The 20,468-nt window shown below is 65.8% G+C and carries 17 protein-coding genes; 1 reads left to right on the top strand and 16 read right to left on the bottom strand.

Annotation, left to right across the window (positions count from 1 at the left end; all coding sequences use genetic code 11):
* Positions 1–23: 23 nt before the first annotated feature.
* From BCY78_RS16235 to BCY78_RS16175, 13 genes are all read right to left on the bottom strand, one after another.
* Positions 24–443 carry a DUF1330 domain-containing protein gene (locus tag BCY78_RS16235; protein ID WP_068304019.1) on the bottom strand — a complete coding sequence of 140 codons (420 nt, stop codon included), beginning with the start codon at positions 441–443 and terminating at the stop codon, positions 24–26.
* Positions 444–504: 61 nt separating this feature from the next.
* Positions 505–2,583 (bottom strand): exonuclease domain-containing protein, encoded by a 2,079-nt coding sequence (locus tag BCY78_RS16230; RefSeq protein WP_068304016.1) that lies wholly within the window; start codon positions 2,581–2,583, stop codon positions 505–507.
* Positions 2,576–3,022, bottom strand: coding sequence for a response regulator transcription factor (locus BCY78_RS16225; protein WP_068304014.1), 447 nt, complete (start codon positions 3,020–3,022; stop codon positions 2,576–2,578). The genes BCY78_RS16230 and BCY78_RS16225 overlap by 8 nt, the downstream gene beginning before the upstream one ends.
* A complete protein-coding gene (locus BCY78_RS16220) occupies positions 3,000–3,554 on the bottom strand; it encodes a hypothetical protein (RefSeq protein ID WP_068304013.1) in 555 nt (184 codons plus the stop codon). The genes BCY78_RS16225 and BCY78_RS16220 overlap by 23 nt, the downstream gene beginning before the upstream one ends.
* 13 nt (positions 3,555–3,567) lie before the next feature.
* The gene (locus BCY78_RS16215) at positions 3,568–5,391 is read right to left on the bottom strand and encodes a DUF294 nucleotidyltransferase-like domain-containing protein (RefSeq protein ID WP_068304068.1); all 1,824 of its coding nucleotides are present in this window, start codon (positions 5,389–5,391) and stop codon (positions 3,568–3,570) included.
* A gap of 63 nt (positions 5,392–5,454) precedes the next feature.
* Complete coding sequence (locus BCY78_RS16210; protein ID WP_068304012.1) at positions 5,455–7,221, bottom strand: sodium:solute symporter family protein; 1,767 nt, start codon at positions 7,219–7,221, stop codon at positions 5,455–5,457.
* A gap of 16 nt (positions 7,222–7,237) precedes the next feature.
* Positions 7,238–7,492, bottom strand: coding sequence for a DUF4212 domain-containing protein (locus BCY78_RS16205; RefSeq protein ID WP_068304010.1), 255 nt, complete (start codon positions 7,490–7,492; stop codon positions 7,238–7,240).
* Positions 7,493–7,589: 97 nt separating this feature from the next.
* Positions 7,590–8,273 carry an adenylate kinase gene (locus tag BCY78_RS16200; RefSeq protein WP_068304067.1) on the bottom strand — a complete coding sequence of 228 codons (684 nt, stop codon included), beginning with the start codon at positions 8,271–8,273 and terminating at the stop codon, positions 7,590–7,592.
* A gap of 17 nt (positions 8,274–8,290) precedes the next feature.
* A complete protein-coding gene (gene acs / locus BCY78_RS16195) occupies positions 8,291–10,252 on the bottom strand; it encodes an acetate--CoA ligase (protein ID WP_068304008.1) in 1,962 nt (653 codons plus the stop codon).
* Positions 10,253–10,690: 438 nt separating this feature from the next.
* Entirely contained in the window at positions 10,691–12,982 is a 2,292-nt protein-coding gene (locus BCY78_RS16190; protein ID WP_068304006.1) for a glycosyl hydrolase family 28-related protein, read from the bottom strand.
* Positions 12,983–13,113: 131 nt separating this feature from the next.
* A complete protein-coding gene (locus BCY78_RS16185; protein WP_139103200.1) occupies positions 13,114–13,521 on the bottom strand; it encodes a DUF4864 domain-containing protein in 408 nt (135 codons plus the stop codon).
* A gap of 57 nt (positions 13,522–13,578) precedes the next feature.
* Positions 13,579–14,313 (bottom strand): DUF4336 domain-containing protein, encoded by a 735-nt coding sequence (locus BCY78_RS16180; RefSeq protein ID WP_068304002.1) that lies wholly within the window; start codon positions 14,311–14,313, stop codon positions 13,579–13,581.
* A gap of 79 nt (positions 14,314–14,392) precedes the next feature.
* Positions 14,393–15,973 carry a lysine--tRNA ligase gene (locus BCY78_RS16175; RefSeq protein WP_068304001.1) on the bottom strand — a complete coding sequence of 527 codons (1,581 nt, stop codon included), beginning with the start codon at positions 15,971–15,973 and terminating at the stop codon, positions 14,393–14,395.
* Positions 15,974–16,103: 130 nt separating this feature from the next.
* Here BCY78_RS16175 and BCY78_RS16170 point away from each other — a divergent pair, with 130 nt between their 5' ends.
* Positions 16,104–16,526: a tellurite resistance TerB family protein gene (locus BCY78_RS16170; RefSeq protein WP_068304000.1), complete on the top strand. Its 423-nt coding sequence runs from the start codon at positions 16,104–16,106 to the stop codon at positions 16,524–16,526.
* Positions 16,527–16,529: 3 nt separating this feature from the next.
* On the opposite strand, the gene dacB is transcribed toward BCY78_RS16170, so the two are convergent.
* The 3 genes from dacB to BCY78_RS16155 all read right to left on the bottom strand — a co-directional run bounded on the left by dacB (position 16,530) and on the right by BCY78_RS16155 (position 20,404).
* Positions 16,530–18,020, bottom strand: a complete 1,491-nt coding sequence (dacB, locus tag BCY78_RS16165; protein ID WP_233499422.1) for a D-alanyl-D-alanine carboxypeptidase/D-alanyl-D-alanine-endopeptidase — start codon at positions 18,018–18,020, stop codon at positions 16,530–16,532.
* Positions 18,021–18,184: 164 nt separating this feature from the next.
* Positions 18,185–18,781: a nicotinate-nucleotide adenylyltransferase gene (locus BCY78_RS16160; RefSeq protein ID WP_068303995.1), complete on the bottom strand. Its 597-nt coding sequence runs from the start codon at positions 18,779–18,781 to the stop codon at positions 18,185–18,187.
* Between the two features lie 75 nt (positions 18,782–18,856).
* On the bottom strand, positions 18,857–20,404 hold the full coding sequence (locus BCY78_RS16155; RefSeq protein WP_068303994.1) for a trimethylamine methyltransferase family protein: 1,548 nt from the start codon (positions 20,402–20,404) through the stop codon (positions 18,857–18,859).
* Positions 20,405–20,468 lie beyond the last annotated feature (64 nt).

Raw genomic sequence — 20,468 nt, 5'->3', positions numbered from 1 at the left:
GGGCCTTTTTCATGGCCGGGCCGTCAGCCAAAGCCCGCGCCCGCCTCGCCGGGGGTCATGCGGATCAGGCGCGAATCGGCCACCGCCGCCGTGCGATGCTGCGCCGCGCGCTGGTAATCGGCGTCGCGGATCATGTCGATGAAGGCCTGCCCGGTCGGATAGACGGCGACGAAGGCCAGATCCCAAGCCTCGTCCATCGGGCCGATGAGCATCAGCTCGGGCTTGCCGCTCCAGAGGATCGTGCCCCCGAGGCGCCGGAAGATCGGCCCGCTTTCCCGGCCATAGGCGGCATAGGCCTCCGCGCCCGAGGCCTTCCGCCCGTCATCGTAGGCGGCCTCCGCACGTAGCCGGACGAGGTTCAGCATATGGACCGGTCGGTCGCGCGGCAGGTCCTTGAACAGCCCGAAACGGGCGCGGTCGGGGTTTATCTGTGGCTCTCCCATGGGGAAGGCTAACGCCCCCTGCCGCGCTGGCGCAACCCGTCGAGTGCTTGCGGCGCATCCCTCAGTCGTTGAGGTCCTTCAGAAGCCTGCCGTGCTTGCGCAGCTCCGCCACCACCTGCCCGAAGGTCGTGAGGCCGCGCGCTTTCAGCATCGGCACCAGACGCAAGAAGGCATCCGCCGTTGCCACCGTGTCGCCGATGGCGGTGTGCCGCGCTTCCTCGGGGATGGTGATGCCCAGCCGGGCGGTCAGCGCATCCAACGAATGCGGCTCCAGCTGGCCATAGACCACCGCCGAGAGCAGCACCGTATCCAGCACCGGATGGTCGAAGGCCTTGCCGATCGCGCCTTCCTGCCGGCGCAGGAACTCCATGTCGAAGGGCGCGTTATGCGCGACCAGCACCGCCCCTTCGGCGAATTTGTGGAACTGGCGCCCGGCCTCGATGACATCGGGCGCGCCGACGACCATGCTGTCGGTGATCCCGTGCACATCGGTCGAGCGCGGCGGGATCGGGCGGCCCGGGTCCACGAGCGTGTCGAAGACCTCGGTCTCGACCCGCCGGCCATTGACCAGCCGCACCGCCGCGATCTGCACGATGGCATCTTGCGAGGGCTCCAGCCCCGTCGTCTCGGTATCGAAGACGACGAAGGTCAGGTCTTCCAGCTTTGTGTCCTCGACCTTGGTGCCCTTGGCCTTGCCCAGCAGATCGAAGTCATAGACCACCTTGCGGGTGATCGGCTGGATCCGGCGCGAGGCCCGGCGGGCCTGACGGATCGGCATCACCACCGCCTGCCGCGCGACCGAGGTCTCGGGCCAGGCCTCGGTGCCATGGGTCTGCAACACCGCGCGCGCCGTCAGCTCGCCGGTATCGCGGCCCAGCACCTCGGGCAGCCAGCCGTCCAGACGCCCGACCGACAGCGGCTCCCCCTGCCAGCACAGGCGCATCACCGCGCCGGGGCCGTCCTCTTCCTCGATCTCGATACGGAAGTCGCGGGCCAGCCCGTCCCTCGCGATATGCCCCGCGAGCCAGGTCCAGAAGCCGACGATCTCGAACCCGTCGAGCTGCACGATCAGGTCGAGGCTTTCGGTTTCCAGCCCCAGCCCCTCGGCCTGAAAACGGCCCTTCAAACCGTCCAGCAAATCGCCCGAACGGGTGCTCACCAAGGGCCGCCAGTCGGTCTGCATCGCGTCATGCCGCGCGCCCAATTCGGTGATCGCCTGCGTCAGCGCCTCGACCTCGTCGCGCATCGCGGCGCTGAGGTCCGGGCGGTCGCTCTCGCCCTCCAGCTCGGCCATGACGCCGATGACTGTTTGCAGGTTGGCAGCGGGTCGACGGACCCGGTCAAAGACCTCGGACAACAGCGCGTCACGGCTGGTATGGGCGGCGATGTCGGCGGTGACGTCGCGCAGGGTCAGCACATAGCCCGGCTCCACACCCGGCTCGCGCCGCCGCAGCACCCGCATCCGGCCGGACAGCATCTGCCCGCCGCTCACCGTGGCGCAGAGCAGGTCCGAGGCCGCATCCGGATCGCCAGCCTCGTGCAGGCGGGCATAGGCGTGGCTGATCGGGCCTTCGCGCAGATAATCCAGCAGGTTTCGGTCCAGCCCCGGCGCGGTCCCGCCGCCAAGGATCTCGACCGCCTGCCCGTTGTAGAACGCCAGCTGGTGTTCGGCCGAGCACAAGAGCACCGCCACCGGCACATCGGCCAGCAGGGTTTCCAGCCGCGATTTCTCGGCCGCGAGGCGCGTCGTCTCGCGCGCGACGGCCTCGTCCAAAGCCGAGCGTGTCTCGGTCAGGGCTCGGCCCATGGCGTCGGCGGCAGGCGCCAGATCGCCCAGCAGACGGGCGCGGCCCAGATCCTCGGACAGGTCGCGGGTGATCCCGGCGTGCGCCCGCGCCCGAAAGGCCGCGGCCAGCCGGTCCAGCGGTTGCGCCAACTGCTGATCCAGCACGAACCACAGCCAGACCACCAACCCGAGGATCACGAAGCCCGCGACCAGTGCGCCATTCAAGACCGAGGGCGCGACCGGCTCCGTCCGGCCGGCCACCCACAACCCGCCGGCAATGGCGACGACACAGGCCAGCGCCAACGCGCCAAAGAGGGTCAGCAGGCGACGACGCAGGCCCGTGCGTTCAGGCATGGCGCGCCTCGCCGGGCGCGCTGCTGTCGCTGTCGACGGAGGGGTCCGCCGGGGCCTCGCCCGCGAGAATACGCCGAACCTCGGCGCGCAGGGCCTTCAGCTCAAAGGGTTTGGAGATGAAGCCATCCGCGCCCATCGCCAGCCCCTTGCGCCGCTCCATGGCCGAGCCGCGCGCGGTCATCATCAGGATCTTCACCCCGTTCAGACCCGAGTCCATTCGGACATTCTGGCAGATCTCGTAGCCCGAGACCTCGGGCAGCATCACGTCCAGCAGCACGAGGTCCGGCTTCGTCTCGCGGATCAGATCGACCGCGCCGGCGCCGGTGGCGATGCGCTGCTGTTGATAGCCTTCGCGCGTCATCAGATAGTCGAGCGCGATGGCGATGTTGTCCTCGTCCTCGACGACGAGGATGCGCTTAGGCGCCGCTTGCTCGGTCATCGCTTCCCTCCTCTCCCGCGCGGCAGGCGGCGACCATCACCGGGTCGTCCGCGGCCAGTGCGTGCCACTCGGCGCCCGTCAGGCTGCCGTCGGCATTCATCGTCACGCCGTCCAGAACATCGGCGCGCGTGTGTTCGTTGCAATCATAGACCACGCTCACCGCCCGGATCGGCTGCCAGCGGGCGATGAAGACGACCTGCGTCATCACCTGCCCCGGCTGCTCAGGGTGCGTGCGGGTGTTCGACAGGTCGATGGCCAGCACGCGGGTTGCCTGAGGCCAGAGGTAGGTCCAGGGCCGGTAGATCACCGGGTCCCCGGATTCCGAGACCATCTCCAGCTGCGGCAGGCCCGCGACGGTCCGCTCGGCCCAGGTGTATTCGGCCCAGACGGTATAGCCGACCATGCCCAAGGCGACGGTGGCCGGGTAGATCCAGCGCCCGAACCGTCCCTTCAGGATCAGGCGGTTGATCAGCAGCACAACGCCCAGAAGGCCCAGCCCGGTGGCCAGCGATCCGATGAAGTCGATCAGCATAGGGGGGCCCTTCTCATCCCAGCGCTCCGGTTCTCTGGCCCAGCGCCGATTGCATGGTGCGCACGACGACGAAGGCGTCGCGCAGGTGGCTGCGCTCGAAATCGGACAGGTCCGAGGGCGCGAGGAAATTGTCGGGCTTGCGGCCGGCCTTCACCAGCGCCGCCTGGCTTTCCAGCCGCAGCGAGGCGATCAGGTCATAGGCCTCGATCAGGTCGCGCGCGCCCGAGACGGAGACGACGCCCGCATCCTCGGCGGCCTCGATCCGGGCGCGGGTGTTCACCTCGGTCAGCTCGCCGCGCAGGGCATAGACCCGGCCGATATCGGTGACCGGGACGACGCCGTTGGCCTTCATGTCGATATGGTTCTTGTGCTCACCCGATCGGATGGTGGCGAAGCCGCGCAACAGGCCCAAGGGCGGGTGGTGCTTAAGCGAATTCGAGATCATGTGGGCCACGAAGATCGAGTTTTTCGAGGCCGCCGCCAAAGTCTCTTCCTGCAATTCGCGGAACAGCGCCGTGGTGCCGCCGATGGGTCGCAGATCGAACATGACCGAGGCCAGCATCTGCGCCTCGGGGCTGGGGGTATCGATCCAGCCGCGGAAATACTGGCGCCAGACGGCCTTGGGCTGGCACCAACGCTCGGCCGTCGCCATCATGTCGCCGGGGCAATAGACGTAGCCCGCCGTGTTCAGCCCGTCCGAGACGAACTTGGCCAAGGCCTTGAAATACGGGCGGTCCCCCTCGGTCACGCTGTCGTCGAGGATCAGGCAATTGTCCTGATCCGACACGCCCGTCTGTTCCTGCCGGCCCTGGCTGCCGCAGGCGAGCCACAGATACGGCACCGGCGCCGGGCCAAGTTGCGCCTCGGCCAGTTTCAGCAGACGGCGGGTGACGGTGTCGGCGATGTCGGTGATCAGCCGCGTCACCACCTCATGCGCGTTATGCGCCGCGACCAGCTGTTGCAGCAGGCGCGGAATGCGGGCGGTGACCTCGGCCATTTCCTCTGCCGTCTCGCAGGCAACCACGTCACGCACCAACTGCGCCGAGCTTACGGCCTGAAAACGGGTGAGGTCGGTCTGCGTGACCATGCCCTTCAGCTTGCCGTCCTGCACCACCGGCAGATGGCCGATCGAGCGTTCCAGCATCATGTGCAGGATGTCCGAGCCCAGCGCATCGGGGCTCAGCGTCAGGGGATCGACCGTCATCACCTGTCCCAGCGCGGTGGAGCCGGGCAGCTCGGCGGCCAGCACCTTCTCGGTCAGGTCGCGGGTGGTGACGAGGCCCAGCAGCGTGTCCTCCCGCGTCACGGCGACGGAGCTGACATGCTTCTCGCGCATCAACTGCGCGGCCTCGGTCACGCTGGCCTCGGGCGGCAGGCTGACCGGGCTGCGGGCCATCAGATCGGTGACCTTGAGCGTCGTCAGATCCGACGAGCGCACCTCGGCCGAGCGACCGCGCTGGAAGAAACGCTCGAAGGCCGGGACGCCGGCGATGAGCTGGCGCCAGTCGCCCTCGGGCAGGACCAGAACCACGCTGGGCTCGACGGCGATGGCATTGGTGACGGCGAGGCCGTCGCGCATCAGGCCACGCTCGCCGAAGGTGTTCCGCGGCCCGAGGATCGAGACCAGCACCCCGTTGCGGTCGGTCACTTCGACCGCGCCGCGCTTGATCAGGTACAGGCCCTTGAGGGGCTCCCCGACCTCGTAGATCCGGTCTCCGGCGAGGTATTCCCTGCGGCCGAAGGAGGCGGCGACACGCGCCATCTCGTTCCGCGGCAGGCTGTCATAGGGATGCACGGATTCGAGGAAGGCGAGGATCGTGTCGATCTGCGTATCCATCTTCTCCACCCTGCGTCCGTGAGGTCGGAGGGGCGCGATGTCGGCGCCCCTCCGGAAGTCAGGTCAGTGCGACTGGGCCGCACCGGCGCCACGCGGGACGCGGATCGATTCCACCAGATCCTGGATCTCGGCCGGGGCCGGCTTCGTCATGGCCAGAACGATGTAGGCAACGATGAAGTTCAGGATGGCAGCGACCACGCCGAACGAGGCCGGCTGGATACCGAACAGCCAGTTGTCGGCGGTGTTCGGCAGCATGTTGGTGCCGGGGATGAAGAACCAGCCGACATAGGTGAAGATGTAGACCATCTCGACCAAGAGACCGACCAGCATGCCCGCGACCGCACCGGCCGAGTTCATGGTCTTCGAGAAGATGCCCATCATGATGGTCGGGAACAGCGAGGCTGCGGCCAGACCGAAGGCAATGGCGACCACCTGAGCGGCGAAGCCCGGGGGGTTCAGACCCAGCAGCGTCGCGATCAGGATGGCGATGGCCATCGAGACGCGGGCGGCCAGCATCTCGCCTTTTTCCGAGATACCGGGGTTGATCACCGACTTGATCAGGTCGTGCGACACGGCCGACGAGATCGCCAGCAGCAGACCGGCAGCGGTCGAGAGGGCAGCGGCCAGACCACCGGCAGCGATCAGGGCGATGACCCAGCCCGGCAGGCCGGCGATTTCCGGGTTCGCAAGCACGAGGATGTCACGGTTGAACGTGGTCATCTCGTTACCGGCCCAGCCATTCTCCGCCGCGATCGCCGGGGCGTTCGCTTCGTTGTAGTACTGGATCATGCCGTCGCCGTTCTTGTCTTCGAACGCCAGCAGGCCGGTGTTTTCCCAGTTGCTCATCCACTGCGGCTGATCGGCATAGGACAGCGAGGTCTCGCCGTCGATGCCGTTCGGGTAGATCGTGTTGATGATGTTCAGGCGGGCCATGGCACCGACGGCCGGGGCCACGGTGTACAGCAGCGCGATGAACACCAGCGCCCAACCAGCCGAGGCGCGGGCATCCGACACTTTCGGCACGGTGAAGAAGCGGATGATCACGTGCGGCAGACCGGCGGTACCGATCATCAGCGCGAGGGTGAACAGCACCATGTCGAGCGTGTTGGAATGGTGCTCGGTATAGGTGCGGAAGCCCAGATCCGACAGCAGCCCGTCAAGGTGCGCCAGCAGCGGCTGACCCGAGGCATCGGCGCTGAACAGGCCGATTTGCGGCAGGAAGCTGCCGGTCAGCTGCAGCGAGATAAAGATCGCCGGGATGGTATAGGCGACGATCAGCACGCAGTACTGGGCGACCTGGGTGTAGGTGATGCCCTTCATGCCGCCGAGAACGGCGTAGCAGAACACCACGGCCGAAGCGATCCACAGGCCGGTCGAGCTCGACACTTCGAGGAAGCGCGAGAAGGCCACGCCGGCGCCGGCCATCTGCCCGATCACGTAGGTGATCGAGATCACCAGCAGCGCGATGACGGCCACGATACGGGCGGTCTGGCTGTAGAAGCGGTCGCCGATGAAGTCCGGCACGGTGAAGCGGCCGAACTTGCGCAGGTACGGCGCCAGCAGCAGCGCCAGCAGCACGTAGCCGCCGGTCCAGCCCATCAGGTAGGTCGAGTTGTCATAGCCGACGAAGGCGATGATACCGGCCATCGAGATGAAGGACGCAGCCGACATCCAGTCAGCGGCGGTGGCCATGCCGTTCAGAACGGGGTGCACGCCGCGGTTGGCGGCGTAGAATTCCGACGTGGAGCCCGCCCGGGCCCAGATCGCGATCCCGATGTAGAGGGCGAAGGACGCGCCCACGACGATCAGGTTGAGGGTGAATTGATCCATCTGTCCCGTGCTCCCGTTATTCGTTCACGCCGAATTCGCGGTCGATGGCATTCATCCGCGCGGCATAGAAGAAGATCAGAACGATGAAGGTCAGGATCGAGCCTTGCTGGGCGAACCAGAAGCCGAGATCCGTACCGCCGATGGCGATGCCCGAAAGCAGCGGGCGCAGCAGAATTCCGAAGCCGAAGGAGACGATCCCCCAGACCACCAAGCAAATGGTGATCAGCCGGATATTCGCCGCCCAATAGGCCGTAGCCGATTTGTCAGACATTTTTTGTCCTCCCGGTTTATCCTCCTGCGGGCACCCCGACACGGGATACCCGCCTGTCATGGCCGTCGGGGCCCGCCCTGCGGCAGGCCCCGACGGGTCAGGCTGTCACCTCGTCGACGATCCGGCCGAGGTCCGCGGCGATGCTGTCGATGGCTCCCATACCATCGACTTTCCGCAGGACTCCGCGCTGGCCGTAATAGGCGATCAGCGGCGCCGTCGACGCGTGGTAGGCCGTCAGCCTGGCCCCCACCGTCTCGGCATTGTCGTCGGCGCGGCGCTTGAACGCCTTGCCGCCACATTTGTCGCAGCAGCCATCCACGGCGGGCTGCTTGAAGCTGTCGTGATAGCCCTCGCCGCAATCGGCGCAGGTGTAGCGACCCGAAACCCGGGTCACCATCGCCGCGTCATCGACCTCCATCGAGACGGCGGCCGAGATCTTCAGCCCTTGTTCGGCCAGCAGCGCATCCAGCGCCTCGGCCTGCCCCGGCGTGCGCGGGAAGCCATCGAGGATCACGCCCTTGGCGGTGTCCGGCTCGGCCATGCGGTCCTTGAGGATCGCGAGTACGATCTCGTCGGAGACAAGGCCACCGGCCTCCATCACCGATTTCGCGGCGCGGCCGGCATCCGTCCCGGCGGCAACCGCCGCGCGCAGCAGGTCGCCCGTGGACAATTGCACCAGCCCGTAACGCTCCTCAAGCATGCGGGCTTGAGTGCCTTTGCCCGCGCCCGGCGGGCCCAGCAGGATCAGGACGGCAGCTTTGGTCATCGTCTCGGGGGTCATGGTTTCCGACATGCCGCTCACCCCTTGTTCTGACGGTTTTCGATCAATTCCTCGACGACCGAGGGATCGGCCAGCGTCGAGATGTCGCCCAGCGCGCCGTAATCGTTCTCGGCGATCTTGCGCAGGATGCGGCGCATGATCTTGCCCGAGCGCGTCTTCGGCAGGCCCGGCGCCCATTGGATCAGGTCCGGCGAAGCGATCGGCCCGATCTCGGTGCGGACCCATTTCACCAGATCCTTGCGCAGATCCTCGCTGGGTTCCACGTCGTTCATCAGGGTGACATAGGCGTAGATGCCCTGCCCCTTGACCGGGTGCGGATAGCCCACGACGGCAGCCTCGGCGACCTGAGCATGGGCGACGAGGGCGCTTTCGACCTCGGCCGTGCCCATCCGGTGGCCCGAGACGTTGATCACGTCATCCACGCGGCCGGTGATCCAGTAATAGCCGTCCTCATCGCGCTGACAGCCGTCGCCGGTGAAGTAATAGCCTTTGTACTGGCTGAAATAGGTGTCCTGGAACCGCTCGTGATCGCCCCAGACCGTGCGCATCTGGCCCGGCCAGCTGTCGGCGATGCAGAGGACGCCCGAGGCCTTGGTCTCGGACTGGATCTCGGCGGTGGTGGCGTCGAGGATCTCGGGCTTCACGCCGAAGAAGGGCTTCGTGGCCGAGCCCGGCTTCGTCGGGATCGCGCCCGGCAGCGGGGTCAGCATGTGGCCGCCGGTCTCGGTCTGCCAGAAGGTGTCGACGATGGGACAATTCCCCTTGCCGACATGGGTGTTGTACCAGTTCCAGGCTTCCGGGTTGATCGGCTCGCCGACCGAGCCCAGCAGCTTCAGCGAGGACAGGTCGTATTTCTCGACCCATTCCGGCCCCTGCCCCATCAGCGCGCGGATCGCCGTCGGCGCGGTGTAGAACTGGTTGACCTTGTGCTTCTCGCAGACGGCCCAGAAGCGGCCCGCATCCGGATAGGTCGGCACGCCCTCGAACATCAGCGTGGTCGCACCATTCGCGAGCGGCCCGTAGATGATGTAGCTGTGGCCGGTGACCCAACCCACATCCGCCGTGCACCAGAAGATGTCGCCCTCGTGGTAGTCGAAGGTCAGCTGCTGGGTCATCGCCGCGTAGACGAGATACCCGCCCGAGCTGTGCACGACGCCCTTCGGCTTGCCGGTCGAACCCGAGGTATAGAGGATGAACAGCGGGTCCTCGGCGTTCATCGGGCGCGGCGGGCAATCGGGGGCGGCCAGCGCCATCATCGCCTTCACGTCGACGTCGCGGCCCTCGATCCAGGTGGTCTGGTCGCCGGTATGCTTGACGACGAGGCAGCGCACCTTGTCCGAGCAATGCAGCAGCGCCGCGTCGGTATTGGCCTTCAGCGCCGTGCGACGACCACCGCGCGGGGCGGTGTCGGCGGTGATCACCAGCTTGGCGCCGCAATCGTTGATGCGGTTGGCCAGCGCGTCGGGCGAGAAGCCGGCGAAGACGATGGAATGGATGGCGCCGATGCGGGCGCAGGCCAGCATGGCATAGGCGGCCTCGGGGATCATCGGCAGATAGATCACCACCCGGTCGCCGCGCATCACGCCCTGCGAAAGCAGAACGTTGGCCATGCGGTTCACCTTCTCGGAGAGCTCCTTGTAGGTGATGTGCTGGGCGGGAGCCTCGGGGTCATCGGGCTCGAAGATGATCGCGGTCTGGTCGCCGCGGGTCGCGAGATGGCGGTCGACGCAATTGGCGGCGACGTTCAGGACGCCGTCCTCGTACCATTTGATATCGACCTTGCCGAATTCGAAGCTGGTGTTCTTGACCTTGGTATAGGGCTTGATCCAGTCGAGGCGCTTGCCGTGTTCGCCCCAGAACCCCTCGGGGTCGTTGATCGAAGCGGCATACATCTCTTCGTACTTCGCCGCGTCGACATGGGCCTTGGCAATAAAATCCGCCGTGGCGGCATAAGCCCCCGATTGCGCCAAATCAGACATGAGCGCTCCTCCAGCCTGTGGGCCGGCCCGGCAGCGCCCCTCGCGCAAACCCGACCTGAACCTCCTCCATCCGAGGTCAGGATAGCGCATCGGTCAATTTATGGGTAACTCTTTTTTACATAACAAGATTTTTGTAAATTTCTTCACCGCCATTAACGGCAATCTGTAAATTTTGACAACTGCCTTCACATTTCCGCCATGTTTTCCAACCCCCTGCAGCCCAGGCGCAAGTCAACGCCGTGACGCAACGTCCGCGGGTGTAGGGGCCGCGATGACACGGCAAGTCTCGCCTCGTTGAATTGTCGAAAAGTCGGGGATTCGCTGTGAGCGCTCGCGGAAACAGAGCCAACCTTGGTGATTCGCGCCTGACGCGACTCAGCCCAACACAAGACAAGACCGGCCCCGAGGGGCCGGCCTGCCGCCGTATCCGACATCGCCTCAGAGCGGGTTGTCGCCCCGAATGGTGATCACCACCCGGCCCCGCGTGGCACTCGGCCATGTCAGTCGGATCTGGTTGTTGTTGCTGCCCTGCTGGATGTTCACATAGGGCATCGCGGTGCGAACGGTGTTGCCGCCGTCATTGGCCTGCCCCTCCATCACCAGCGCGCTGACGGTGCGGGCCCAGCCGTTATACGGCAGCCGCCCCCCGGTCGAGATCGTCCAGTTATGCGCGGCGCTGGACTGATTGTGCCGGATCGTCATCGGGCTCTCGGTCTGGGTCGAGATGCCGTTGTAGGTGTTGTTGGCCCAGATCACGTTGCGGAACCGCGAGTAGTCGAGGTCGGCATGCGTGGTATCCACCCCCTCGGGCCGGTTCGGCGTGGCGTTCACGGTACGGAAGACATTGCCCGTGACGATCTGCCCGGACAGGAAATGCCCGGTGCCATAAGGCTTCACCACGATGAACTTGAAGCCCGACAGGGTGTTCGACACCAGCATGACGTTGTTGGTGATCGACAGCCCGCCGAACGAGTATTCGCCGCCCCAGTTCGGGGTCGCATCATGCTCGTTGGTATGCTCGAAGAAGGTGTTGTCGACATAGTTCCCGGTGATCGAGGTGACGGTGTTCGGGTAGGTCAGCACGATGCCCGACTGGCGAACGGCGTTCTGTTCGTTGTCCCCGTGATAGAAGTGGTTGCCTTCGATCAGGTGATAGGTTCCGGCCATTACCGCGAACTTGCCGAACCGCTGCACCAGGTTCGAGCGCAGCTTCACGTCATTGGCGTTGACGTTGATCGCCACCGACACCCGGTCCTGCGAGCGGACCGGCGCTTCCGATGACAGGAAGATGCAATTGTCGACCAGCATCCCCTGACAGCCCCGCCCGATCGAAGTGATCGCCTTGTCCTTGGGCCGGTTGAACGTGCAATGCCGGACCGAGAAGATCGGCCCGTCCTTCGACAGGTTCAGCGCCGAGGCAATGTTCTTGCACTGGAATTCGACATTGTTGATCTCGAACCGCTCGAGCGTGCCGAAGCCGGACATGTCCAGGACGTACTGGAACTTCTCGAAGCTGTAGTTCTGCGTGCCCTGCGCGCCGTACAGCGGCTGGCTCAGCGTCAGCGTGCCGTTCGAAATGTTGCGCGCCTTGACATAGACCTCCCGCCCGACGCCGCTGCCCGACACCCGCGCGCCCACCGGCACGTTCGCGATGTTTGACACATTGGTCAGCACGCCCGACTGACTGGTCGAATAGGTCGCCTGCGAGTTGACGGTATAGCTGTCCCAGGGCGAACCCTCGTTCACCTCGATCAGGCCGTTCCTCAACACCCGCCGGATGGCGTAGGAATCGAGGCCCGTCGTCTCGGCCAGATCGATCGGCGCATCCAGTACGATGCGGCGGCCGCGCAGATCGAACGTGTCGTGGTCGGTGTACCAGAACAGCGCCTGCAGGCCCTTGCGCAGACCCAGCCCCTCGGAGCCGAAGGCCGCGGCATAGGTCGGAAAGTCGAAGTTCTTGGCGCATTGCAGCCGCGCATCCGAGGGCATCACCAGCGTGCCTTGGAACCGGACCGGGCATTCCAGCGTCAGCGTCGAGCCGATGTAATAGGCCCCCTCGGACACCAGCAGGGTCCGACCCGAGGCAACGGCCTCGGCCGCCGCAGCGGTGAAGGCGTTGTAATCGTTGGCCGAACCGTTGCCGACGGCGCCGTAGTCGCGCACATCGACCCAATCCATCATATCGCGCAGCCAGAAGCTGGTGACATCTTCGACCTGAATGTCGTCGATGCGCACTACACCGCCATTGGCCCCCGTCAGGTCCAGCCCGACATGCCCGTGATGCACGCCATGCCAGTTCATGTCGACGCCGGTGCGGTTGGCGGTGGCGATGATGGCGCTGACCTCGACGATCTCGCCATAGGTGGTCAGCGTGGTGGACGGCCCGTTGACCACCACGCCCCCCACCGCCGCATCGCCCGAGGTCGCCGCGAAGCCCGCGATCCGCACCGAGGGCAGCGAGCCCGACATGGCCTTCACCTGCGCCGTGACGCGCAGATACAGGCCATTGATCACCGGCGTGTTGCCCTTCCAGCGCAGCTTTTGCGTGCTGGCGGTCTTCAGCAGCTCCAGACAGCCCTCGAAATCTGGGTCGGACGGGACATAGGCCGCGTTGGCCGCGCCGTCGTAATCGGGCGATCCCGGCGTGCCGTCGCCGCTGGACCACGCGGTCAACCCGTCGGCAAAGGGCGGCGGCATCAGGATCAGCCCTTCGGTCACAGCCTTGTTCATATCAGACCCCTGTCTTGCAAAACCTCGATCCGCGCACCGCCCATGGGGACGGCCACTCGCCCCGAGGAAGTACCAACAGGGCCTTAAGGCGCCCTGAGGCGGGCGCGCGTTGCGCGGCCCGGCAAGAAGGGTCAGACGCCGGTGCCTGTCTCGGGCAGGACACGAACGCCGGCGATGCGCAGGTCCGCACCGGCACCGATCATCTCGTATTCCAGAACGAAGCTGCGCCCGTCTTGGTCGAGGATCAGCACGCGCTGGATCTCACGCCCGGCGCGTTCGCCGCGGTCAAGGAAGCGCAGCTCGGCCGGGTCGAGGATCATCGGATAGCCGCCCGCAACCATGCGGCCAAAATTCTCGGGCGAACCGAATATGCGTTGCAGGTTGTCCGAGGCATAGGTGAAGGCCTCTTCGAAATCCGCACTGCGAAAGGCGTCGATCTGGGCCGAGATGATGTCAGGCGCGGTCTGGCTTTGCGCACTGCCGGCAGCAAGAGCAGTCGCCAGCAGAAGGGCGACCTTGGCGGTGGACATTCTTGTCATCTGTCATTCCTCCCTGCCCGCTTTACGTGGCAAGGCGCCGTGCGGATCAGTCAGGCGTCACAGAATCCACCGGAAAGCGCGCTTCAGCTCCTCCACACCCTTTTCCGGATACCAGCGCCCGTGGGCGAGGATCACCCGCTCAGGCCCCCAACCGATCATGCGCTCGACCGAGGCCCGCGCCGCCTCGCGCCCCTTGCGGAACGTCGCCTGCATGTCCCGCGGCGCTTTGCCGTCGGGATCGAGGTTCCCAGCGAGGAACAGGAACGGCACCTGCCAGACCGGCACCGCGCGACGCTCGAAATTCTCGATGAGGTCGGTCAGCACCAGCGTCTTCGTCGCCAAGTGGAAGAACACCGCCTCATGGTGCGAGGAACTGCCTGCCACCACCAACTGCTCGATGACCCCGGCCCACTCGACCGGCGCCTCGTCCCCCAACACCGCGTCGATGCGGATCGCCACGTCGCGCGATGCCGCCCTCTCGCGCACGCCGGGGGCGGCCCAGCAGCGAGCCTCCGGATAACGCGCCTGCCACGCACCGACATAGGCGTAATGGATCCAGTTCGGCGCGATCAGGCATTGAACGGGGCCCAGCACGTCGATCTCTGCCATCAGTGCATCATCGACCGCGATGGGGGAATGCACCCACAAGCCACCACCGGGCAAACGGATCACAGTCATCCGCGTGGTGAAGGGCAGACCGTAGAAGCGGATGGCGGGACCATCGACGATCCAGACATCGGGCGCGACGGATTTCAGGGTGTTCAGCGGGGCATAGGCGGGACTGGTACTCATGCCGCCTGCCTAGCACGCGCCCATGACAAAGGGGAGAAAGGTCGCCCCTCCTCCCCCTCATTCCGTTCCGTCACACGCTTCAGGCGGCCAGATCGCCCGCGAGGCCCTTTTCCATCAGCGCCACCGTCTCATCGAGACCATAGAGCGCGATGAAGCCACCGAAGCGCGGGCCCTGGCTTTGGCCCAGCAGCACCTCGTACAGCGCCTGGAACCATTCGCGCAGGTTCTCGAAGCCATGCTCCTTGCCGACCGCGAAGACCTCGGATTGCAGTGCCTCGGCATCGAGCCCGCCGTCCCAGCCCTTGAGCCGGGTCACCAGATCCTGCATCGCCGCGCGCTCCTGATCCGTCGGCAGGCGGAAGACCCGTTTCGGCGCCACGAAATCGTTGAAGTAGCGCACCGCGAAACCGGCGGCTTGGTCGAGCTGCGGGTTCGCTTCCGGGCTGGCCTCGGGCGCATAGCGCTTGATGAAGCCCCAAAGCCCGGCCGCATCCTTCGCCCCCGCCACCGAGGCGAGGTTCAGCAGCATCGAGAACGGCACCACCATGTCAGACGCCGGCACATTGCCGCCGTGGATATGCCAGACCGGGTTCGCCAGTTGCTGGTCGACCGTCTGCGTCGGATAGGCGCGCAGCTGCTGGTGATATTCGTCGACGGCCTTCGGGATCACGTCCCACCACAGCCGCTTCGCGGTCTTGGGCTTCTGGAACATGAAATACGACAGGCTTTCGGACGAGGCATAGGTCAGCCATTCGTCGATCGTCAGGCCGTTGCCCTTGGATTTCGAGATCTTCTCGCCATTCTCGTCGAGGAACAGCTCATAGGTGAAATGCTCGGGCTTCTTGCCGCCGAGGATCTCGCAAATCTTGTCGTAGATCGGCGTGTTGGTGCTGTGGTCCTTGCCATACATCTCGAAATCGACATCGAGAGCCGCCCAGCGCGCGCCGAAATCGGGCTTCCATTGCAGCTTCCCCTGACCGCCGGTGACGGGCAGCGTCCACTCCTTGCCGTCCTCGTCGTCGAAAGTGATCGTGCCGTCCTTGGCATTCACTTCCTTCATCGGGACGTACAGCACGCGGCCGGTCTCGGGGTGGATCGGCAGGAAGCAGGAATAGGTCTGCTGACGCTCTTCGCGCAGCGACTTCAGCATGACGGCCATGATCTCGTCGTAGCGCTCGCAGGCCAGAAGCAGGATCTTGTCGAACTGGCCGGTCTTGTAGAACTCGGTCGCCGAATAGAACTCGTATTCGAACCCGAAGGTATCGAGGAACCGGCGCAGCATGGCGTTGTTATGATCGCCGAAGCTGTCGAATTTCTCGAACGGATCGGGGACCGCGGTCAGCGGCTTCTGGATATTGGCGCGCAGCAGGTCCTGGTTCGGGACGTTCTCCGGCACCTTGCGCATGCCGTCCATGTCATCCGAGAAACAGATCAGCCGGGTCGGAATGTCCGAGATGGCCTCGAAGGCGCGGCGGATCATCGTCGTGCGCGCGACCTCGCCGAAGGTGCCGATATGCGGCAGGCCCGAGGGGCCATAGCCCGTCTCGAACAGGACGTAGCCCTTCTCGGGCGGCTTCTTCTCGTAGCGTTTAAGCAGCCGGCGGGCCTCTTCGAAGGGCCAGGCCTTGGAGGTCATCGCGGCGTCACGCAGAGAAGTCATGGATCATTCTTTCCTGTTGCCGGGCGCCATCGCGCGCCCTTGGGGAACCTGCGCTTCCTATTGCCCGCCCCCGCCCCAGTCAATATTCTGCACCCCAGCCTTTGGACACTGTGCCGGAACGGAATATCAGATGAACGACACCACGACCTCCCTCTCGCCGCAGGACAGCCTTGTCGCCGTGATGCTGACCGTCTCGATCGCCGACAGCGCGATCCGCACGGTCGAACTTTTGGCCATCGAACAGGTCGTGGCCCAACTGCCGGTTTTCGCCGGCTATGACGCCGACCGCATCAAGGTCGTGTCGCAAACCGTGTTCGAACTGCTGGAAGATGAGGACGGGCTCGATGCCATCTTCGGCCTCGTGCGTGAAAGCCTGCCTGAGCGTCTGAACGAGACCGCCTATGCGCTGGCCTGCGACATCGCCGCCTCGGACGGGGCGCTGACCCAGACCGAGCTGCGTTTGCTGGAGGAAATGCGCCACGAGCTGAACCTCGACCGGCTGCATGCCGCCGCGATCGAGCGCGGCGCCCGCGCCCGGTTCGCGCACGCCTGAGCGTCAGCCGCTGAGCGCCGACCAGCGTTCGATCAGATCCTGCTGCAGCGTCCGGGCCCGGCCCGTCCAGGTCCGCACGCCCGCCGGACGCTCGCTGGTGTCGTCGGCAATCGCGCGGCGCGCGGCCATGTCGGCACTGACGATCGAGAAGACAATCGGCCGGCCTCCGCGCGGTTGGGCATAGCCCGCCAGCGCCGAGACGAAATTCAGCGTGCCGGTCTTGGCCTGCACGCTGACCGGATGGCCATTGACCGGCCGCCCGTTCTGGTCGCGCATCGGATGATCGCGCAGCAGACCCGGCAGGATCCCCTCGCTCCGCGCCGCACGCAGGAAGGTCGCCATCGCGCGCGTCGAGACCCGCGATTCCTCACCCAGTCCCGAATGATCGACGAGGGCCAGCCCCTCGGCCCCGTATTGCTGCGCCAGCCAGCTGTTCATCTGCTGCGCCGAATAGCTCAGCGATCGCGGCTGGTTGCCGGCGCGCGCGGTGGCCATCAGACCGACCGCCTCGGCGGTGATGTTGGTCGAATAGCGCAGCATTTCGCGCAAGACACCCGGCAGGCTGCCCGAACGGCTCTCGGCCAGCACCGGCCCCGCCGGAACCGAGGTGAACCGCGGCGCAGGCAGGCTGCACCCGCGTGTCTGCATCAGCACCCGGAACACATCGGCGGCATAGACGCCCGGCCGGCGCACCGGCAGCCAGCGCGAGCCCGATTGGTTCAGGGCACTGGCCGCAACTGTCCAACGCTCACGATCTCCGCGCAGATCGTGGGTGTAGACCGGCAGATCCCGGCCAACGGCCTCGATACCGATGACGGAGACGCCCGGCGTCTCGGTGTTGGACCGCGCATCCATCGCCAGCGAGGCGCGACCATTGGCCACTTCCCATCCGAAATGCACGCGGTTGAAATTCAGGTTCAGCCCGCCGATCGCCGGGTTATAGCCCGCGGCCACGGGTTGGCCGGGGTCGATCTCCTCCAGTTCGGGCAGCGCCCCGGTATCGACGATGAACTGCCCGGTGATCCGGCGCAGACCCCGCGCAATCAACGCGTCGGCGATGGCCGCGAGTTCGGCGGTCTGCAACGTGGGATCGCCGCCGCCGCGCAGAACCAGATCACCTTGCAGGACACCGTTCTCCAGAGCGCCGCCGCGCGATTCCGCGCGGGTGACGAAGCGATACTCCGACCCGAGGTGGTGCATCGCATAGAGCGTCGTCAGTGCCTTCGCCGTCGAGGCCGGGGGAACCCGCAGATCAGCGCGGTGTTCTTCGATCACCGAGCCGGTTTCGGCATCCAGCGCGATGACCGAGGTCTCGCCGCTGACACCGGCGCGCTCCAGCACCGAGGCCAGCGTTCCCGTGGGGACGCGGACGGGCGGAGCCTCAGGCGCAAGCGCGGCGAGTTGCTGGCCCGCGGGCCGGGCTGGCGGGCGGGGGGAATGGCTGGGTGCACGGGCCAGGACCGGCGAGGCCGCCCCAGCCAACAGGCCGGCCAAAAGGGCACGGCGGCTTAGCTCTGGTCGATCGCGAAACATCTTTTGACCTTGGCTTCTCTAAATAACGGCCGGTGCGCCACAGAATCTGTTCGGACGCGGGCCGACCCCAGTCTACACCAGTTTTCGCAACGTAAACCGGTTAATTCGGGGCAGGAACCGGGCCATCAGGGGGCAAGACGCCGCGCCTTGCGCAAGGCCGTCGACGAAATGTCCCGCATCGGCATGTCCAGATAGAGCCAGGCGGGCGGAGTCAAGTGCCCGAGCAGTTCCGCATCCCGTGTCGGCACCCGCGCCAGCCGGAATCGCTGGGCCGCGGGCGAATGGAGCGCGCGCATGCGCTGCCCCGGTCGGGCGAAGACAGCGACTGGCACGCGGGCCATGATTTCGGGCCAGCGGTCCCATTTGTGGAAGCCCGCGAGATTGTCCGCGCCCATCAGCCAGACGAAATTCACCAGCGGATAGGCCTGTTGCAGCGCGGCCAAAGTGTCCGCCGTAGCGCGCGTGCCGAACCCGGCCTCAAGGTCGGTGATCCGCACTTTGGGGTGCAGCATGATCGCGCGGGAGGCCTGCAAACGCTCGTCCAAAGCCGCCGGCGCGTGGGCCTTGATCGGGTTGCCGGGGCTCACCATCCACCAGACCTGATCCAACCGCAGCCGCTTCAGCGCCTCTCGCGTGAGATGCACATGCCCCGCGTGGGGCGGATCGAAGGATCCCCCCAACAGGCCGACCACCTGACCCGGCGCTGCCCAGGGCCTCGTCATACGCGCACTCCCGCCAAACAGGCGGCAAGATGCCCTCAAACCGGAGCCGCGCCAAGGGGGCCTGTCACATTTCCGTCAATACCACTGATCTGCAACCGCCTGTTTTCGTTGGGCGACGAAATCGCGCAGCGCCTCGTCGATGCCCTCATCAAGCGCCGGTGCCTGATACTCGGCCAGCGTTTTCTTCCATGCCTTGTTCGCGCGTGTGGCGGAATCGGTGCTGCCGGCGGCCTCCCATTTCTCGAACGGTTCGTTGTCGGACAGGGCGGAATCCCAAAACGCGGCCTCATAATGCTGGAGCGTGTGGTTGCAGCCGAAGAAATGGTTGCCCGGCCCGACCTCAGCGAAGGCATCGACGGCCAGATGGTCGTCCGTCACCTCGACGCCCTTCATGTAGCTGTGCAAGGCCCCGCACAGGTCGCAATCCAGCATGAATTTCTCGTAGGACATCGACAGAAGACCATCGAGGAAGCCCGCCGAATGCAGGACGTAATTCGCCCCGCATTGCACCGCCGCCAGCATCGACATCGTGCCTTCCATCATCGCCTGCGCGTCGGGCAGCTTCGAGTTGGTGAAATTGCCCGAGCACCGCAAAGGCAGCCCCAGCCGCCGCGCCAATTGCCCGATCACCATCGAGCCAATCGCGGGTTCGGGCGTGCCGAAGGTGGGCGAACCCGATCTGAGCGACATCGACGACAGGAAATTCCCGAACACCACCGGCGCGCCGGGCCGCTCCAACTGCGCCAGCGCGCAGCCGGCCATCGTCTCGGCCAGCGATTGGGCGATGGCGCCCGCATTGGTCACCGGCCCCATCGCGCCGCCGAGGATGAAGGGCACCAGCACCACCCCCTGCCCTGCGCGGGCATAGGCCCTCAGGCCCTTGGTCATGGTCCCGTCCCAGACCAGCGGCGAGTTCACGTTGAAATTGCCCATGATGACGCAATTCTCGGCGGCAAAGGCCTCGCCGAACAGGAGGCGCGCCATGTCGATGCTGTCCTCCGCCCGTTCCTCGGCGGTGACCGAGCCCAGAAACGCCCGGTCAGAATAGCGGATATGGGCATAGACCATGTCGAGATGGCGCTTGTTCACCGCCACATCCGTGGGCTCGCAGATCGTGCCGCCCGAATGGTGCAGCCAGGGCGAGGATTGCGCTAGCTTCACAAAATTCTCGAAATCCTCGAGCGTGCCGAAGCGCCGCCCCTTGTCTAGATCCATCACGAAGGGGCTGCCATAGGCCGGCGCGAAGACCACGTTCTTGCCGCCGATTCGCACCGAATTCATGGGGTTGCGGGCGTGCTGGGTGAATTCGCGCGGCGCGGTCTTCAGGATCTCGCGTAGCATTCCGGGCTCGAAGCGGACACGGATGCCGTCGACCTTCGCGCCGGCCTTGCGCCACAAAGCCAAGGCCTCGTCATCATCGCGGAAATCGAGGCCGGTCTCGGCGAGGATGCGGTCGGCGGCGTGCTCGATCCGCAGCAGGCTCTCTTCGCCCAGAATGTCATAGGTCGGGATGCCACGCACGATATAGGGTGTGTGCACGCCCTTCACGACCGCGCGTTCCGCCCGACGCGCGGCACGGCCCGAGCGGGAGCGGGCGGGTTCAACTACGGCATCGACGGTCATGACAGGGCCTCGCAGAATGGGATGCTTGACGCTAGGCCCGTGCCCCGTTCCTGTGACGCCCAGA

It is taken from the genome of Pararhodobacter sp. CCB-MM2, assembly GCF_001691415.1.
Taxonomy (GTDB): Bacteria; Pseudomonadota; Alphaproteobacteria; order Rhodobacterales; family Rhodobacteraceae; genus Pararhodobacter.
This window is presented reverse-complemented; position numbering and strand designations above follow the sequence as displayed.

Coding starts and splice junctions, on each gene's coding strand:
- BCY78_RS16235 (WP_068304019.1), bottom strand. CDS start 443: ATGGGAGAGCCACAGATAAACCCCGACCGCGCCCGTTTCGGGCTGTTC.
- BCY78_RS16230 (WP_068304016.1), bottom strand. CDS start 2,583: ATGCCTGAACGCACGGGCCTGCGTCGTCGCCTGCTGACCCTCTTTGGC.
- BCY78_RS16225 (WP_068304014.1), bottom strand. CDS start 3,022: ATGACCGAGCAAGCGGCGCCTAAGCGCATCCTCGTCGTCGAGGACGAG.
- BCY78_RS16220 (WP_068304013.1), bottom strand. CDS start 3,554: ATGCTGATCGACTTCATCGGATCGCTGGCCACCGGGCTGGGCCTTCTG.
- BCY78_RS16215 (WP_068304068.1), bottom strand. CDS start 5,391: ATGGATACGCAGATCGACACGATCCTCGCCTTCCTCGAATCCGTGCAT.
- BCY78_RS16210 (WP_068304012.1), bottom strand. CDS start 7,221: ATGGATCAATTCACCCTCAACCTGATCGTCGTGGGCGCGTCCTTCGCC.
- BCY78_RS16205 (WP_068304010.1), bottom strand. CDS start 7,492: ATGTCTGACAAATCGGCTACGGCCTATTGGGCGGCGAATATCCGGCTG.
- BCY78_RS16200 (WP_068304067.1), bottom strand. CDS start 8,273: ATGACCCCCGAGACGATGACCAAAGCTGCCGTCCTGATCCTGCTGGGC.
- acs (WP_068304008.1), bottom strand. CDS start 10,252: ATGTCTGATTTGGCGCAATCGGGGGCTTATGCCGCCACGGCGGATTTT.
- BCY78_RS16190 (WP_068304006.1), bottom strand. CDS start 12,982: ATGAACAAGGCTGTGACCGAAGGGCTGATCCTGATGCCGCCGCCCTTT.
- BCY78_RS16185 (WP_139103200.1), bottom strand. CDS start 13,521: ATGACAAGAATGTCCACCGCCAAGGTCGCCCTTCTGCTGGCGACTGCT.
- BCY78_RS16180 (WP_068304002.1), bottom strand. CDS start 14,313: ATGAGTACCAGTCCCGCCTATGCCCCGCTGAACACCCTGAAATCCGTC.
- BCY78_RS16175 (WP_068304001.1), bottom strand. CDS start 15,973: ATGACTTCTCTGCGTGACGCCGCGATGACCTCCAAGGCCTGGCCCTTC.
- BCY78_RS16170 (WP_068304000.1), top strand. CDS start 16,104: ATGAACGACACCACGACCTCCCTCTCGCCGCAGGACAGCCTTGTCGCC.
- BCY78_RS16160 (WP_068303995.1), bottom strand. CDS start 18,781: ATGACGAGGCCCTGGGCAGCGCCGGGTCAGGTGGTCGGCCTGTTGGGG.
- BCY78_RS16155 (WP_068303994.1), bottom strand. CDS start 20,404: ATGACCGTCGATGCCGTAGTTGAACCCGCCCGCTCCCGCTCGGGCCGT.